Source organism: Candidatus Poriferisocius sp., assembly GCF_965214065.1.
GTDB lineage: Bacteria > Actinomycetota > Acidimicrobiia > Acidimicrobiales > Bin134 > Poriferisocius.
This window is the reverse complement of record NZ_CBDCAT010000028.1, coordinates 672,624-688,667: the sequence shown is the minus strand read 5'-3', so window position 1 is coordinate 688,667 and position 16,044 is coordinate 672,624. Positions and strand designations below refer to the sequence as shown.

Sequence of the window (16,044 nt, the reverse complement as noted above, 5' to 3'; positions counted from 1 at the left end):
GAGAGACAGCCCAAGGGCGACGGTCAGATCTCGATTATCACGGGAACGATCATCGGACGCCGACCGGTGTTGTGATTGACGAATTGGCCCGCAGCCCGACGCACCACGCGCGCCAACCCTTCGGTTTCTCCTGAGGCCAAGTGCTCCTCTACCGCGTCCGCCACTTCGTCGGCACCGGCCAGCTCCAAATCCTGGGCACTGTCGGCGCCTACCCAGCCCTTGCTCTCAAAGTGGGGGCGAGCCAGCAAGCGACCCTTGTCGCGGCTCAGCACCACCACCACATTGACCACTCCTTGACCACCCAGGATGGCCCGCTCGCTGAAGAGCCCCCGATCGCTCTCCACCAAGCGACCGTTCACGTAGTAGTAGTCCCCTGAGGTGACTTGGCCCCGGTTGGCCACACCGCGGTCGCTCAGCTCCACCTGCTCGCCGTCGCGGGCCAGAACCACCCGATCAGATGGCATGCCCATCTTCTTCGCTAAATCACCATGGGCTGCTAGATGGCGGGTCTCTCCGTGAACCGGCACGAAATACTCGGGATCGGCCACCGTGTGCAGGGTGCGCAGCTCGTCTTGTTTTCCGTGGCCGGAGGTGTGGACCTCCAGCTGGCCGCTGTGGACCACGATGGCCTCTCGCCGCACAAGGTTGTTGATCATGCGGGACACACGGGCCTCGTTCCCGGGTATGGGGCTGGAGCTCAGCACCACCGTGTCATCAGCGCCGATGTCGATCCAGCGGCTGTCGCCGGTGGCGGCTAGGGCCAGCGCGGAGCGCGTCTCCCCTTGGGAGCCGGTGGACACAACGCACACTTGCCCGGGGGGATAGTTCTCAACGTCGGCCACATCGATCACCGCATGGTCGGGCAGTCGAAGCAACCCCAGCTCGCGAGCCAGGGCGAAGTTGCGTTTCATGGAGAGTCCCAGAGTGGCCACCTTTCGCCCGGACCCGACCGCGGCATCGGCAACCTGCTGGACCCGGTGGATGTGGCTGGAGAACGCGGCCACCACCAACCTCCGGTCGGGATGGGCGGAGAACACCCCCCTCAGCACCTCCCCGACCTCGGTCTCCGACCGCGAACTACCCGGAATCTCGGAGTTGGTGGAATCGCAGAGCAGCAGGCGAACACCCTCGTCGCGGGCGATCGCCCCGATCCGGGCCAGGTCGGTGCGCCGCCCGTCAACCGGGTTCAAGTCCAGCTTGAAGTCGCTGGAGTGGAGTATCAGCCCTTGGGGAGTGCCGATGGCCGAGATCAACCCGGAGGGAACCGAGTGGGTGACTGGGATGAACTCACAGTTGAAGGCCCCTATGCGGACCCGGTCGTGGTCCCCAATGGGGATCAGGGTCGTGCGGTCGCTCAACCCCCGCTCCTCAAGGCGATTGCGGATCAATCCGAGAGTGAATGGCGACCCATACACCGGAAATGACAGCCATTCCAGTGCCCAGGGCAGCGCTCCGATATGGTCTTCGTGGCCGTGGGTGCAGATGCAACCCACGATCCGATCAGCACGGTCGCGCAGGTACTCCAAGTCGGGAAGCACGAATTCTGCACCGGGCATGTCCTCGTCGGGAAACAGCACTCCGCAGTCCAACAGAAGCACCTCACCACCGCATTCGATGGCTGCGCAGTTTCTCCCGATGTCGCCCAACCCACCCAGAAAGGTGATCTGCACTGCCTCAGCCATGGACTCAGATCCCTTGCGTTCTTGCCCGAAACCCGCAGGCGTTTCGGACCGGCTCAAGCATGGGCCCCCAGTCGGGTGCCGGCCAACACGCTGGCCGCGGCCGCGGCCAGGCCGTCGGGCTCGACGTCCAGCGGCGGGCGGCACCGGCCCACCGGCAGCCCGATGAGTCGCATCATGGCCTTGGCCGGAATGGGATTGGGCGCGGCCAGCCCAGTCTCATAGTCATACGACGGGATGAGGCTGGCGTTGATCCGGCGGGCCTTCGCGATATCGCCGCCCTCAAAGGCCGAGACCATTTCGGCGTGCTCGGCACCGCTCCAGTGGGCCGCCACGCTGATGAATCCCACGGCGCCCACCGCCAACAACGCCAGGTTGAGGCTGTCGTCGCCGCTGTACACCTCGAACCCATCCGGGGCCTGGGCGATGAGCTTGGCCGTCTCTGCCAGATCGCCCGCCGCGTCTTTGAGCCCCACGATGTTGTCCACCCCATGGGCGAGCTCCAACAGCGTCGCGGTGTCCACCTTGCGACCGGTGCGAATGGGAATGTCGTATATGACCACCGGAAGGCTGGTGGCCGAGGCCACCGTCTGGAAGTGGCGGGCCAGACCAGCTTGAGAGGGTCGGTTGTAGTAGGGAGCCACCAGCAAAATGCCGTCGGCCCCAGCCTCAGAGGCCCGCTCGGTTAGCTCGACTGCTGCGACAGTGTCGTTGCTGCCCGTCCCGGCCACCACCGGGATTTCCACTGCCGAGGCGACGGCCCCGATGAGATCGATCTGCTCGTCGTGGGTAAGCGTCGGCGCCTCGCCGGTAGTTCCCGCCACAACGAGGCCTTCGCTTCCGTTGTCCGCCAACCACCGGGCCAACTGAGCGGCAGCGTCCAAGTCGAGCGAGCCATCGTCGCGAAATGGAGTGACCATGGCGGTCAACACTCTGCCGAATCGAGCCATGGACCCTCCTTACGCTTCGGCGGCCATCTCGGCTGCACGGTCGATTCCCAGAGTCGCCAGGAGATCCTCGTGCAACTCGAACCACACCTCATGGTAGGAATCCAAAGATGGCTTCGTAAACCAGTCGATTTCTCCGCTCAACACCCGATTAAGGGCGTTGTCCAGCCGCCCTCCGTAGTGGCCGAAGCGGTCGAGGGCCTCAGACAACTGAGCAACAACGGGCTGGACGCGCTGATTGATCTCGGCCAGGCGGCCGATGACCTCGTTGTCGTAGTCCGGGTCGGTGTGGTCGTTCAGCGTCTGGTTACCCCGCACCTGGAAGTCGGTGCAGACTGCCTTCAACTCTGGATCCAACACCAAAAACGACCGGTACAACTCATGGATCCGGGATCGCACCCCGGATGCATCCACCTCAGCGGCAACCAGCCTCTCGCCCTCGACCCGGCCAGCGCCCAGCAGCATCCATCCTTTGGCCCGGCTGCCGTCCCGATAGCGCACCCACCCCTGTTGGGCCTGCGCCTCCAGCACTGCACCAACCTGCTCAGTCGGCACCCCCGCCGCCTGGGCAACTGCCTCCTCGTCGGCCATGCCCTTGGTCCGCAGAGCATGGAGCACCCGCATTACCAGATCATCTGCCCCCGGCAAACGGCTCACTAGCCCACCCTACTCCAGCCCTCATCCACCGCTGCCCCCATATTCCACCCGCAAGCCGTTCGGCCCCGAGGTGGACAGCCCAATAGTGCATTTTCGAGCCGGCTGACGGGTCGGTAGCGTTGTGAAGATGATGGCGGGCGTCCCACGGGCGTCCCGACAGGAATCGGGGACTGATCCAGCTGTGAAGATGATGGCGGGGGGGCCAAGTTGGGCCGACAATTGACTGGCTCTGCGCTGGGCGTGATGCAGAAGTTGCTGGCCGCAGTCCTCGCAGTGCTGATGGCGTCGTCTGGGCTGGCCGCCATGTTGTCCAGCCCAGCGGTCGCCAACCCAGCGGCCGATAGATGCTCAGCCGTCCACCAGTTCGGGGCGACTCCAGTTCCGGTGGCCAAAACCGCCGACGGAGCCACCGTGCTGGCCCATGTCGAGTGGGGTTACGACTCGTCTATCGGCTGCTATCTGACCCTCGATCAAAACTCAGTCACAACGCTTAGAGCCGAAGCCATTGCCTTCACACTCCCGACTGGAACCATCGATCCCATATCCCAGCGGTGCTCGGCAGTCCACTATTTCGGTGCGACCCCTGTCCCGGTGGCCAAGACTGCCGATGGATCCGGCATATTGGCCTATATCAGATGGCTGCCCAACGACACCGGGGCCTGCTACCTCGTTCTCGACAACCAGGCAACAACCGTGCTGCGAGCCAGCATTGCCGATTCCCTGCCCGAGACCGAGCTTCAAGTCCAGCAGAACCCCTTGTCTGTCGGGACCTGGCACTCGTGCTCCATCCGGGAAAACGGCACCGTCGACTGCTGGGGCAACAACTGGGCCGGTCAACTAAACGCCCCCAGTGGCCGAATCACCGCCGTCGCCGCCGGCAGCGCCCACACCTGCGGCCTGCAAGCCGACGGCACCATCACATGCTGGGGCAATAACACAAGCCGGACGAATGCCCCCAGCGGCCAGGCCGATGCCCCCCGGGGCCGTTTCACGGCCGTCACCGCCGGCGCCTGGCACTCCTGTGCCATCCGGGAAAACGGCACCGCCCAATGCTGGGGCCTGAACGACAACGGCCAAGCCTCCGTACCCGACGGCCGATTCACCTCCATCACCGCCGGCAGCGCCCACACCTGCGGCCTGCAAGCCGACGGCACCATCACATGCTGGGGTTCTGACTTCTACGGGCAAGCCACCGCGCCCGCTGGCCGATATACCGCCATAACCGCCGGTTGGGCCCACACCTGCGGCTTGCGAATCGACGGCACCGCCAAATGCTGGGGCCTCAATTGGGCCAGACAACTCACTTCCCCCGACGGCCGATTCACCTCCATCACCGCGGGCTGGGCCCACACCTGTGGCCTGCGAACCGACGGCACCATCGCATGCTGGGGCTACAACAACGACGGGCAGACTTACGCGCCTAGCGGCCAATTCACCGCCATCGCCGCCGGCGGCTACCACAGCTGCGGACTCCGCCTAAACGGCGCCGCCCAATGCTGGGGCAATAATTTCTACCGCCAGCTGGACGCGCCGGTGAATTCTGAGAGCCAGTACAGCCCAATCGCCGTTGGCGCCGAACACTCGTGCCGAATCCAAGACATCGGCACCATCACATGTTGGGGCAGCAACAGCTTTGGCCAGGCGAGCGCGCCCAGCGGCCAGTTCACCGCCATCGCCGCTGGTAGTTGGCACACCTGCGGACTCCGCCTAAACGGCGCCGCCCAATGCTGGGGCGACAACGACGACAACCAAACCGACACCCCCGACGGCCGATTCACCGCCATCGCCGCCGGCAGCGCCCACACCTGCGGACTCCGCGACGACAACACCACCCAATGCTGGGGTTCTGACTACTACGGGCAAGCAACCGCGCCCGACGGCCGATTCACCGCCATCGCCGCTGGTAGTTGGCACACCTGCGGACTCCGCCTAAACGGCGCCGCCCAATGCTGGGGCAACGACGACGACAACCAAACCGACACCCCCGACGGCCGATTCACCGCCATCGCCGCCGGCAGCGCCCACACCTGCGGACTCCGCGACGACAACACCACCCAATGCTGGGGTTCTGACTACTACGGGCAAGCAACCGCGCCCGACGGCCGATTCACCGCCATCGCCGCTGGTAGTTGGCACACCTGCGGACTCCGCCTAAACGGCGCCGCCCAATGCTGGGGCAACGACGACGACAACCAAACCGACACCCCCGACGGCCGATTCACCGCCATCGCCGCCGGCAGCGCCCACACCTGCGGACTCCGCGACGACAACACCACCCAATGCTGGGGCGAGTTCACGCCCCCTCCCGAACTCGTACCCAATACCCCGCACATCCCCATTTCTGCCGGACAAACCCATACCTGCCATCTGCGGGTCGATCAGACCGCTTTGTGCTGGGGATCTGATTTGTACGGACAGCTCCAAGCTCCAGACGGCCCTATCCTGGCCATATCTTCCGGCGGATACCACTCCTGCGCTCTCCGAGGTGATGGCACGGCCGCGTGCTGGGGCAACGACAGCGACGGGCAGTCGACAGCCCCTGAGGGTCCGTTCACCGCAGTGGCCGCCGGCACCTGGCATTCTTGCGGACTCCGCAGCAACGGCACCGTCGAATGCTGGGGCAGAGACGACGATGGGCAGGCAGATCCGCCCGGCGGGAAGTTCACCGCGGTTTCGGCCGGCTGGGCCCATTCATGCGGCATCCGAGAAAACCGCGCCGTCGAATGCTGGGGTAACGACTGGGCTGGGCAGCTCGACACACCCGACGGCCAGTTCACCGCGGTATCGGCGGGCTGGGCCCATTCATGCGGCATCCGAGAAAACCGAGCCGTCGAATGCTGGGGCGATCGGCGCGGCGACCGGCTGAGCGCGCCGAGCGGACCTTTCTTGGCCGTTTCTGCCGGCGAGTTGCATTCGTGCGGCATCCGAGAAAACGGTGCAATGGAATGCTGGGGCGACAACGACGACAATCAGGCCGACGCCCCGGACGGCCAATTCACGGCCGTTTCTGCCGGAACCTGGCATTCATGCGGGTTGAGAACCAATCAGACTGTGGAATGCTGGGGAAGGTACGTGAGGCCTATTACCGGAAATATAGATGTGCATGTACATTATTGCGCTTCACAAAATGCCAACTACACAGAGGCAGATCTACTCTACGAAATAGACAGATTAAATAGAGTTGTGGCTACGTTTTATGCTGAACAGTCATCAGGCATGGTGATGCTAAATTTTGTGTTAGGCGATATTGTCTCACCAAATGTCGATTGGGAACATTTGTCCATAGGAGACTGGTATAGGGAAAACAAGAACCTATGCTGGCCTGAAGTTCAAGATTCAAACCACAAACATAATCTGATATTGGCGGACATATCCCCAGGCAACGGAGCATCCGGTTTCGCATCGATACTTGGCGATTGGGCGGTCTCAGCTACTGTGGAAAGATATTTTTCGACCTTGTCTGACTGCACATTCGAAGATTCAACCGACCGTGTGCGTGAACAAACAATAGATAACAGTTGTCGTACTACGGGATATGTCCAATATTTCTCCATAATCGCCCACGAGCTAGGCCATTCTCTATTTGGTTTCGGACATCCCCGAGACTGCTCAATTATGGACAACATTCGAATGCCTTCCTGCGAGAATGAACAAACTATCGAGACAAGTGGAATAGGTTGCATGGATCGTCGGCAGCTTGGCTGGCCGGAAGTCGACCAATGCCCGAGCAAATTGGTCAACACCCCTGAAGGCTGAGTACCCCCACGATTCTCTCCGCCGTCAGCGCCGTAACTTGTTGCGACGCAGAATCAGGGGGTAGCCGATGGTGGCGATGGTGGCAAACACAAACCACTGCACGGCATAGGCCAAATGCGATCCCTCGCCAAGGTCGGGAGGCAGGACGGGAATGGGCAGGTCGCCGGCCGGGGGACTCTGGGTTTGGAGCTGCACGTAGACCGGAAGCAAGTCGGCGTCGAGTTGCTGGGCTAATCGGGCCAGATCGGGGCGGGCCATTTCGGCCAGCACGCCGCCAGGAGGATCGGCCTGTTGTAGCCCTGCGGCAGTAACCGTGGCCCGCAGCATTCCGATCACCTCCACCTCCCCGCTAGGAGGTGCGAAATCCGCCGGGGAAGTTCCCGTTCCTACCCCATGGGGAATCCAACCCCGGTTGACCGCCACTGCGTCGCCAGAATCAAACCGCAAGGGGGTGAGCACCCAGTACCCGGCCGAGCCCTGGTGGGTGCGGTTGCGAATCAGCACCTGATCCGCCTTCAGGTAGACGCCGGTGGCCCGGACCGGGCGAAACTCAATCTCGCCTCCCCGATCGTAGGAGTCGTCAGCGCCTGCCAGTTCCTGGATCTCGGCAATAGGCATCCCACCGCGACTGACAACGACGCTATTGCGATCCCGGCGCTCCGACAGCCGGTGGAGCTGCCAGAAGCCCGCGGTCACCATGGCGGCCACCGCCAGCAGTACCGCTATGTTGAGCAGCAGGCGCCGGAGCGACACGACTGGACTCGGGAACTAGATGTCCAGCAGGGCATCGAGGCCGACGATGAGCCCGGTGCGACCTGAGGCGGCCTTCACTGCGGCCAACACTCCTGGCATGAACGAGGACCGGTTGGTGGAGTCCTGACGGATGGTGAGTGTCTGCCCCTCAGCGCCGAGGATCACCTCGTGGTGAGCCACCAACCCTCTCATCCTTACTGCATGCACTCGGATGCCGGCGGGACCTATTGCCCCCCGCACACCAGCCAGCATCTCGTGCTCAGTGGGATCGGGGGCCCAGGTGTCTGACGCCGCTGCCATCCTTTCCACGGTGAGCCGGGCCGTCCCCGAGGGAGCGTCGATTTTGGCGTCGTGGTGAAGTTCGATCACCTCAGCGGTGTCAAAGTAGGGAGCGGCCAGTTCTGCGAACCTCATCATCAGCACCGCGCTAATGGCGAAATTGGGGGCAATTATGCAGGCCCGCTCAGCACTGGTGAACGCGGCATCGAACTGCACAAGGTCTTCATCGGTGAACCCCGTCGTTCCCACAACGGCGTGGATTCGATTCTCGGCCAGCCAGATCACGTTGTCGCGGGCTGCCTCCGCAATGGTGAAATCCACTACCACGTCAGCCCGGGCATCGGCCATGGCCTGGCGGTCGGCAACCGCGACGGCACCTCCTGCGGCAGCACCCACCCGATTGGGGTCGACGGCGGCCACGAGCTTCAGATCAGGGTCGGCAGCCACCGCCTGGCAAACGGTGGCACCCATCCTGCCCCCCGCCCCGAACACCCCTACCTGTAGCATGAACGAGACGTTATAGGCCCGGCCGCGGCGATAAGGCTTCGAAAAGTTCCGGCAGAGGGCTGAATTACCGCGGCGTACGATCCCGGTCGCGGCCGCGGCCCCCTCCACTTCGACGTTGAGAGCCGCCGCCCGGTCCGAGATCGCCGAACTCGTCGCGCAGCTGGGCTTCAAAATCAGCCTCAAAGGAAGCCGCCTGCGCAGGCGCTTCCCAGTCACTGCGGTCCCGACCACCCCGATCCTCAGAACGGCGATTGTCGCGGTCCCGGCGGTCATCCCGACGGTCTCGACGGTCGTCACGGTCCCGGCGGTCATCCCGTCCTCGACTGCCCCGATCCTCAGAACGGCGATTGTCGCGGTCCCGGCGGTCATCCCGTCCTCGACTGCCCCGATCCTCAGAACGGCGATTGTCGCGGTCCCGGCGGTCATCCCGTCCTCGACTGCCCCGATCCTCAGAACGGCGCTCCGCACCGCTGTCGCGATCGCTGTCGTCGCCGGTAAGCTTGAGGCTGATCTTGCCGTTGGGGTCGATGTCCTCCACGACAACATCGAGATCATCGCCCAAGGCAACGACATCCTCTACCCGATCGATCCGACGGCCTCGTCCGAGCTTGGAGATATGCACCAAACCGTCGCGGCCCGGAAGGATGTTCACAAACGCCCCAAATGATGTGATGTTCACCACTTTCCCGCTATACACCTCGCCCACATCGGCGGTGGGCGGGTCCAGGATCAGCCGGATTTGGCGCTCGGCTTCGTCCACGCAGTCGCGGTCGGGCGAGGAGATTGTGACGATGCCAGCGTCTTGGGCGTCATCCACGTTGACCTCGGCCCCGGTCTCGGCCTGAATGGAGTTGATGACCTTGCCCTTGGGCCCGATGACCTCGCCGATCTTGTCCAGCGGGATCTCGAATTTGATGATCTTGGGTGCGGTGGGCCGGACATCGTCCCGGGGAGCGTCGATGGCCCCTGCCATCACCTCCAAGATCTTGAGCCGGGCATCGCGGGCCTGATTGAGCGCACCCGCGAGCACGTCGGCGGGCAGCCCGTCGATCTTGGTGTCGAGCTGGAGCGCGGTTACGAAGTCGGCCGTGCCCGCTACCTTGAAGTCCATGTCGCCGAATGCATCTTCGGCGCCCAAGATGTCGGTGAGCGTGGTGTAGCGACCCTCGTGGAACACCAGCCCCATGGCAATGCCGGCCACCGGCGCTTTGATGGGCACGCCAGCATCCATGAGCGACAGGGTCGAAGAACACACTGAACCCATCGAGGTGGAGCCATTGGAGGAGAGCACCTCCGATACCAGGCGCAGCGTGTACGGGAATTCGTCCATGGAGGGGACCACCGGGACCAAGGCCTTCTCGGCCAACGCTCCATGTCCGATCTCCCGGCGCTTCGGGCCCCGCATGAAGCCGGTCTCGCCGGTGGAGTACGGCGGGAAGTTGTAGTGGTGGATGTAGCGCTTCTTGTCGATGGGGTCGATCCCGTCGATCATCTGGTCCATCCGGGCCGTGCCCAGCGTGGTGATGTTAAGCACCTGGGTCTCTCCCCGCTCGAACAGCCCGGAGCCGTGAGCAGTCTCCACAACCCCAACCTCAGATCCGAGTGGCCGGAGATCTCCAGCGCCCCGACCGTCGATGCGGACGCCGTCTTGCACGATCCGGGTGCGAACGATGCTCTTGGTGAGCGAGCGAACAGCAGCTGAGATCTGCTTGTCAGCTCCCTCGGCTTCGACAAATCGCTCGGCCAGCGCCTCGGCGATCTCCTCTTTGGCTTTGGTCTCGGCTTCCTGGCGCTCAGCCTTGTCGGCGATGGCCATGGCCGCAGCCAGCTTGTCGGCGCCCACCTCGGCTACCGCGGCCTCGACCTCGGGGGTGTAATCCACCTGGAGCTCGTACTCCATGGGCGGCTTGACCCCGGCGGTGGCGATCAGCCGACGCTGGAGGCCCACCGCCTCTTTGATCCACTCTTTAGACCGCTCCAATCCCTCGGCAAGGGCGGCTTCGTCCACTTTGGGGGTTCCGTTGCTGTAGAGCTCCCAGCCAGCCTCAGTGCCGTTGGCCTCCACCATCATGATGGCCACGTCGCCATCGTCTAGCACCCGTCCGGCCACTACCATCTCAAAGGTGGACTCGGCGCCCTCGGCATAGGTGGGGTGGGGAATCCACTCCCCCTCAGCACTGTGCGCCACTCGCACCGCGCCGATCGGGCCGGCGAACGGTATGCCCGAGATGCTCAGTGCGGCCGATGCCCCGTTGATGGCGATCACGTCATAGGGGTTCTCCTGGTCGGCGCCCAAGACAGTTCCGACGACGTGGATCTCATTGCGGAACCCGTCGGGAAACGAGGGCCGCAGCGGCCGGTCGATCAGCCGACAGGTCAAGATGGCCGATTCGGGGGCCCGACCTTCTCGCCGGAAGAATGAGCCGGGGATCTTGCCCGCGGCATACATCCGCTCTTCGATGTCGACGGTGAGGGGGAAGAAATCTGCTCCCTCGCGCACCCGACGGGCCGCGGTTGCGGTCACCAAGATGGTGGTGTCGCCCATGCGGGCCACTACGGCCCCGTCGGCCAGACCGGCCAGACGACCTGTCTCAAAGGACAGGGTTTTGTCTTCCGCGCCGCTTACCGCGGCTGAAACGGTGATGGCTTCCGCCATTTTTGCTCCTCTCCGGACCAAGCAAGGTCCGAGCGGGCCGGAATGGAGCCAGTTCCCAGTTGGAGAGGCCCAGCCCTACTAGGCCCCTTCAACTGGCAGCTGGCCTCTCTTATGGCCCGCTTGTGTATTTTCCATATATCGCCAGGGCGATGCTCGCTTCTCAGCGGCGAAGTCCAAGTTCGGCAATGATGCCGCGGTAGCGCTCCACATCGTTGTCCTTGACGTAGTCGAGCAGCCGCCGCCGCCGGCCCACCATCATCAGCAAGCCTCGCCTGCTGTGGTGGTCCTTGACATGCACTTTCAAGTGCTCGGTGAGGTGATTGATCCGCTCTGTGAGCAGAGCAATCTGTACCTCGGGCGAGCCAGTATCGGTGTCATGCACGCGGTGCTTTTCGATAGTCGCGGTTTTGGGCGCTAGTTTCTCGGCCATCCCTACTCAGTGTGTCCGTCGGTCAGAAAACGGGCGATCTCACGGCACCTTGCCGTGCTTGTGCCCGGGGGACCCATTCAAACTACCACCCCGTTGACAGAAACACCTACCTGAGCACACATGGGCGATACTGGTCGCATGAAGGTTGTGTCCTTCGGAAGCCTCAACTATGACCTGTCCATCTGGCTCGACCGGCTGCCAGGCCCCGACGAAACGCTGCGAGCCCAGAGGATGGAAGCGTTCTCCGGGGGCAAGGGCGCCAACCAGGCAACCGCCGCGGCTCGACTGGGGGCTGACACGCACATGGTGGGCTGTGTGGGCAATGACGATCGGGGCCGCTGGCTGCTTGATGTGCTCAATGACAATGGAGTGGACACCAGCCTTGTCCGCGTCGTGGAGGAGCCCACCGGCACCGCGGTACCGCTCATCACCCCCGCCGACGTCTCCATCGTCATTGTTGCCGGGGCCAATGCCAGCACCGGGGTCGCCGACGCCGACGCCGCCAAGGAGGTCATCGCGACCGCAGATGTTCTCCTGTTGCAAGGTGAGGTTGGGGCGGCCGGCGCAAGGAGGGCAGCTCAAGCCGCCCGCTCGGGGGGAACCACGGTGCTGTTCAACCCTGCTCCGGTAGACCCATTCCTCATAGAGGCCGTCGTGGCGCTTACCGACGTCTTGGTGGTGAACCGGGCGGAGCAAGCCCAGATTGATGCCATCGGACCTGAAACCGGTCAGTGCGACACCGTCGTCACATTGGGCGGCAGAGGAGCCCAACTCGACGATGTCTTAGTTCCCTCCTACCCCGCACAGGTAGTAGACCCCACCGGTGCAGGAGATGCCTTCTGCGGCGCCCTAGGCGTGGCCCTGGCTGAAAAGCGCCCCCTCATCGACGCCGTCCGCTTCGCTAACGCCGCCGGCGCCCTAGCGGTAGCAACTCCCGGCGCCCAGCCCTCGATGCCCACTAGGCCTGCCGTCCAATCGCTGCTCGACGGCCGCCATTAGAGGGGGTCAACGGGTGAGGGCGGGTATGACGTGGGTGGCGGTGAGGCGAATGCTCTCCAGGACCTTGTCATGGGGGATGGCATAGGGGTTCATCATGCATAGGAGCAGGTCGACGCCAAGGTCCGCGAAGCCCTGGCAGAGCTCGATGCACTGGTCGGGGTCACCGGCGATGGCCACGCCCTGATCGACAAGGTCCTCGATGTTGAAAGTACTGTCCCAGTCGGCCTCGGCGGTCATGCCGGGCAGATACCGCAGATAGTTCCAGTCGCCGAGTTCTGCACCCTCTTCCTGGAGCATTTCGGCCACACTGCCCACTAGCTTGAAAGCCACCGTGGGGTACCACCAGAACGACTCCCGAGCGTTCTCGTAGGCCTCCTCGGTGGTGGGCGCACAATGGAACATGGCGAAGGTGGCTACCCGGTCGTTCACAAAACCACCCACCGGGTTCTGGCAGGCCGCCACCGCCTCGCGGTACATGCCGACCCGCAGGCCCAGCTCCTCAAGCGACACCCCGGCGCTGAACGAAAGCAAGCCCATTCCCATCTCGCCCACCAACTGGTGGGTTTCCCGGCTGCCAGTAGCGGCCCACAGGGGCGGATGGGGCTTTTGCACCGGTTTGGGCAGCACCCGGCGGCGAGGCATCGACCAGTACTGGCCCTGGAACTCATGCTCGTCGTTCATCCAACAGCCGGCGATGTGCTCCACCGCCTCGGCCCACATCGCCCGTGTCTCGCGAGGATCGATTCCAAACCCCTCCAGCTCGGCCCGCGTGGTTGAGCGGCCAGTACCGAACTCCACTCGACCACCGCTGAGCAGATCTAGCGTTGCCGCCGACTCGGCGCTGCGCACTGGATGGTTGTAGGGGCGAGGAGTTAGGCGCACCCCATAGCCCAGTCGAATCTGCTCAGTGAGCGCTGCTACCGCTCCGTAGAGCACTTCGGGATTGGAGCTGTGCGACATCTCCTCCAAGAAGTGGTGCTCAACGGTCCAGAAGCTGTGGAAGCCGAGCTGATCAGCCAGCACAGCCTGCTGGATCAACTCTTGATAGCGAAGCTGCTCGCTGTTGTGCTGCCACGGCCGGGGAACCGGGATTTCGGAGAATAGAGCGAGTTCCATTCCGATTAGCGGGATGGTTCCGCTCTCAAGATCTCCCGAGTAAGGGCGACATCCACCCGGAGCTGCTTCACCAGGGAGTCGATGCCGTCGAAGCGGTGCTCGCTTCTCAGCAGCTCCACAAACTCCACTCTGGCCTCCTCGCCGTACAGGTCGCCCTCGAAATCGAGGAGATGCGCCTCCAACAGCGACTGCTGGGCGTGCTCATAGAAAGTGGGGCGTCGGCCGATGTTTATGGCCGCCATGTGCTGGGAACCGTCGGGACGGGTGTACCAGCCGGCGTACACTGCGTCGGCCGGCCAGGCCATGACCATGGAGACCGGGATGTTGGCGGTGGGAAACCCGATGGTCATCCCCCGCCGATCGCCCAATACCACCTTGCCCCTGATCTCGTGGTAGCGCCCCAGCATGGCCGCGGCAGTGCGAACATCTCCGCCCGCCAGCGCCCGGCGCACCGCAGTGGAGGAAACCGGTTCGGGCCACTTCTTGTCATGGTGAAGAAGATCGACGGCGTGCACCTCGAAGCCCATCTCCTGGCCGAATTCCCGCAGAGTGTCGATGTTGCCCAGCCGAGCCCGTCCGAAGTGGAAGTCCTCTCCCACCACCACGCTCCGCACTCGCATTGTGTCCACGAAAACATCGCGCACGAAGTCCTCAGGCATCGTGTGAGCCCGATCAGGGGAGAACTCGATCAGGTACACGTACTCGATGCCAGCCGCCTCGAGCAGTTCCAACTTCTGATCGAGCGAGTTGAGCAGCTTGGGCGCGTTCTCGGGCCTCAAGACCAGCGCCGGATGGCGGTCGAACGTGACCACCGCGGGCGCCACTCCCAGCCGTTTCGCCTCTGAAAGGAGTTGATGGATCACGGCCTGGTGCCCGACGTGGACACCGTCGTACACCCCGATGCTGGCTGCGGTCTCTTCACTGCCTTCCAGACGGCCAAAATCTTCAATGACCTGCACCGCGCTGCACGGTAGCGGCCACAGCCTCAAACTGGACAATCCCCGGTCGACCCGATGCCGCCGATGACCTACCAGGGGATGACCACCGCGGGTTTGACCAGGCCCGGCGTATGGGGCTCGTATACGGCTAAGAGCTGGCCCTGGGATCCAAGCACAGCCCACGGGCCGTCGTTCTCCACGGTCAGATCTTCGGCCGCCATCACCTGGCCGCTTCCCACCCTCCGCCCGAGGGACTCATCGACCGACACCGCGGCGTAGTCGCGCAGGGCTTCGGCCATCGGCAACAGCGCGGGGGCGCTGACCAGTCGGGCCTCGTCAATCGAAAACGAGCCGATGGCCAGGCGCCGCAGCGCCCGCAAGTGGCCGCCACCCCCCAGAGATGAGCCGATGTCAGCGGCCAGTGAGCGGATGTAAGTTCCCGACGAGCAGCTCACCTCAATGTGGTAGACCCCGGCATCGGGGTCCAACGGCGCGACATTCAGTTCATGGACGGTCACCGGGCGGGGTTCCCGCTCCACCTCCACCCCCTCGCGGGCTAACTCGTGCAACCGGCGGCCTCCTACCTTCACGGCCGACACCATAGGCGGAACCTGCATGATGTCCCCGACGAACCCGGTGGCGGCGTCAGCTACCTGCTCCGGGGTGACCGCCGTCATATCGAATACCCCGGTGACATCTCCGGCCGCATCCAGCGTGGTGGTCTCGGTGCCCAGCACCATCTCGCCCACGTACTTCTTGCGAAGCGGAGTGAGAAACCGCAGCAGCCGGGTGGCACGGCCCACCCCCAAGATCAACACCCCGGTTGCATCCGGGTCCAGTGTCCCGGCGTGGCCCACCTTGCGGGTGCCGAAGACTCCCCGGGCCTTGGCCACCACATCGTGGGAGGTCCACCCAGCCTCTTTGTCGATGACCGCCAACCCGTCGGCCTGGCTCACTATTCGGCCTCGTCAGCCAGATCGCGCAAGATTTGGTCGACCCGCTCACCGGCTGAGATTGAAGGATCGAGGGCGAATGACAGATCTGGGACCTTGCGGATAGAAGCTGTCCGGGCCACCGCCTGTTTGAGCTGGACACGATGCTCTTCCAAGGCATCAAGGGCCGAAGACGCCGCCTCGCCGTCCAGCACGCTTATGTACACCGTAGCCTGGCTCAGCTCGACGCTGGTCTCCACTCCAGTGATGCTGGCCAACTCCAGGCGGTCGTCGTCCAGACGGGCCAACTCTGAGGCCATGATTTCTCGCAGCAGCTCGCCAAGCCGTGCTGATCGCGAGTAGCGGGAGGGGCGCGATGCCCGATTGCGAGACAC

The 16,044-nt window shown here is 63.8% G+C and carries 13 protein-coding genes; 2 read left to right on the top strand and 11 right to left on the bottom strand.

The window, feature by feature from the left end:
• Positions 1–23: 23 nt before the first annotated feature.
• From ACOOGG_RS14620 to ACOOGG_RS14610, 3 genes are read right to left on the bottom strand one after another with little or no spacing between them, the layout of a single operon-like run.
• On the bottom strand, positions 24–1,682 hold the full coding sequence (locus ACOOGG_RS14620) for a ribonuclease J (protein ID WP_420436318.1): 1,659 nt from the start codon (positions 1,680–1,682) through the stop codon (positions 24–26).
• 53 nt (positions 1,683–1,735) lie between these two features.
• Complete coding sequence (gene dapA, locus ACOOGG_RS14615) at positions 1,736–2,629, bottom strand: 4-hydroxy-tetrahydrodipicolinate synthase (protein WP_420436316.1); 894 nt, start codon at positions 2,627–2,629, stop codon at positions 1,736–1,738.
• Between the two features lie 9 nt (positions 2,630–2,638).
• The gene (locus ACOOGG_RS14610; RefSeq protein WP_420436314.1) at positions 2,639–3,283 is read right to left on the bottom strand and encodes a transcriptional regulator; all 645 of its coding nucleotides are present in this window, start codon (positions 3,281–3,283) and stop codon (positions 2,639–2,641) included.
• Between the two features lie 243 nt (positions 3,284–3,526).
• Between ACOOGG_RS14610 and ACOOGG_RS14605 the strand changes: the two genes are divergently transcribed.
• Positions 3,527–7,039, top strand: a complete 3,513-nt coding sequence (locus ACOOGG_RS14605; RefSeq protein WP_420436312.1) for a hypothetical protein — start codon at positions 3,527–3,529, stop codon at positions 7,037–7,039.
• A 24-nt stretch (positions 7,040–7,063) separates the two neighbouring features.
• Here ACOOGG_RS14605 and ACOOGG_RS14600 read toward each other — a convergent pair whose 3' ends face one another.
• The 4 genes from ACOOGG_RS14600 to rpsO all read right to left on the bottom strand — a co-directional run bounded on the left by ACOOGG_RS14600 (position 7,064) and on the right by rpsO (position 11,664).
• Complete coding sequence (locus ACOOGG_RS14600) at positions 7,064–7,792, bottom strand: SURF1 family protein (RefSeq protein ID WP_420436310.1); 729 nt, start codon at positions 7,790–7,792, stop codon at positions 7,064–7,066.
• A gap of 15 nt (positions 7,793–7,807) precedes the next feature.
• The gene (gene dapB, locus ACOOGG_RS14595; RefSeq protein ID WP_420436308.1) at positions 7,808–8,578 is read right to left on the bottom strand and encodes a 4-hydroxy-tetrahydrodipicolinate reductase; all 771 of its coding nucleotides are present in this window, start codon (positions 8,576–8,578) and stop codon (positions 7,808–7,810) included.
• A 64-nt stretch (positions 8,579–8,642) separates the two neighbouring features.
• Positions 8,643–11,234 (bottom strand): polyribonucleotide nucleotidyltransferase, encoded by a 2,592-nt coding sequence (locus tag ACOOGG_RS14590; RefSeq protein WP_420436306.1) that lies wholly within the window; start codon positions 11,232–11,234, stop codon positions 8,643–8,645.
• Positions 11,235–11,394: 160 nt separating this feature from the next.
• Positions 11,395–11,664 (bottom strand): 30S ribosomal protein S15, encoded by a 270-nt coding sequence (gene rpsO, locus ACOOGG_RS14585; protein ID WP_420436304.1) that lies wholly within the window; start codon positions 11,662–11,664, stop codon positions 11,395–11,397.
• A 138-nt stretch (positions 11,665–11,802) separates the two neighbouring features.
• Here rpsO and ACOOGG_RS14580 point away from each other — a divergent pair, with 138 nt between their 5' ends.
• The gene (locus ACOOGG_RS14580; protein ID WP_420436302.1) at positions 11,803–12,663 is read left to right on the top strand and encodes a ribokinase; all 861 of its coding nucleotides are present in this window, start codon (positions 11,803–11,805) and stop codon (positions 12,661–12,663) included.
• Between the two features lie 6 nt (positions 12,664–12,669).
• On the opposite strand, the gene ACOOGG_RS14575 is transcribed toward ACOOGG_RS14580, so the two are convergent.
• From ACOOGG_RS14575 to rbfA, 4 genes are all read right to left on the bottom strand, one after another.
• On the bottom strand, positions 12,670–13,779 hold the full coding sequence (locus ACOOGG_RS14575) for an LLM class flavin-dependent oxidoreductase (protein ID WP_420436300.1): 1,110 nt from the start codon (positions 13,777–13,779) through the stop codon (positions 12,670–12,672).
• Between the two features lie 5 nt (positions 13,780–13,784).
• Complete coding sequence (locus ACOOGG_RS14570; RefSeq protein WP_420436298.1) at positions 13,785–14,738, bottom strand: bifunctional riboflavin kinase/FAD synthetase; 954 nt, start codon at positions 14,736–14,738, stop codon at positions 13,785–13,787.
• Positions 14,739–14,806: 68 nt separating this feature from the next.
• Positions 14,807–15,673 carry a tRNA pseudouridine(55) synthase TruB gene (gene truB / locus ACOOGG_RS14565; protein WP_420436296.1) on the bottom strand — a complete coding sequence of 289 codons (867 nt, stop codon included), beginning with the start codon at positions 15,671–15,673 and terminating at the stop codon, positions 14,807–14,809.
• A complete protein-coding gene (rbfA, locus tag ACOOGG_RS14560; RefSeq protein ID WP_420436294.1) occupies positions 15,673–16,044 on the bottom strand; it encodes a 30S ribosome-binding factor RbfA in 372 nt (123 codons plus the stop codon). The genes truB and rbfA overlap by 1 nt, the downstream gene beginning before the upstream one ends.